Raw genomic sequence first — 683 nt, forward strand, 5'->3', positions numbered from 1 at the left:
TCATTTTATTGTCCTGTAGGTTGGTTCGGTTGGAGATGACGAAGGGCCGCTCAGCCCTTCGAGGTTGGTTTCGGTGTGAGAATGGTCTTGGGGCTGTTGTTGGAGGCAAAGTCGGGTAATTCGCCAGTCCATTCGTAGGCCATCTCGCCCGGAGGGTTCTCGTACCAGCCGGGATCGGAGTAATCGTCCGCGTCGATGCCGTCCCGCACCTTCACGACCGAAAACATGCCGCCCATCTCGATGGGTCCGTACGGGCCCCAACCCGTCATCATCGGGATGGTATTGTCGGGTAGCGGCATTTCCATTTTTGCCATGTCCCCCATGCCGGACATGCCCATCGGCATGTATTCCGGCTGGAATTGACGGATCTTCTGGGTCAGCGGCTTCTTGTTCACCCCGATGAACGTCGGCACGTCATGGCCCATGGCGTTCATCGTATGGTGCGATTTGTGGCAATGGATCGCCCAATCTCCCAGATGATCGGCGACGAATTCGTAGGCGCGCATCGCACCTACGGGAATGTCGATGCTGACCTCCGGCCACTGTGCTTCAGGCGGCACCCAGCCGCCATCCGTGCAGGTGACCTTGAAGTCATAGCCGTGCATATGGATCGGGTGGTTCGTCATCGTAAGGTTCCCAACCCGTACTCGCACCCGGTCGCCCTTGTTCACGACCAGCGGATC

1 protein-coding gene is annotated in these 683 nt (G+C 58.4%); it reads right to left on the reverse strand.

Going from position 1 to position 683, the window contains the following annotated elements:
• Nucleotides 1-50: 50 nt before the first annotated feature.
• The coding region (locus P775_RS27205) for a multicopper oxidase domain-containing protein (protein ID WP_180287608.1) at nucleotides 51-683 on the reverse strand (633 nt) is incomplete at its 5' end.

It is taken from the genome of Puniceibacterium antarcticum (genome assembly GCF_002760615.1).
Classification (GTDB): domain Bacteria; phylum Pseudomonadota; class Alphaproteobacteria; order Rhodobacterales; family Rhodobacteraceae; genus Puniceibacterium; species Puniceibacterium antarcticum.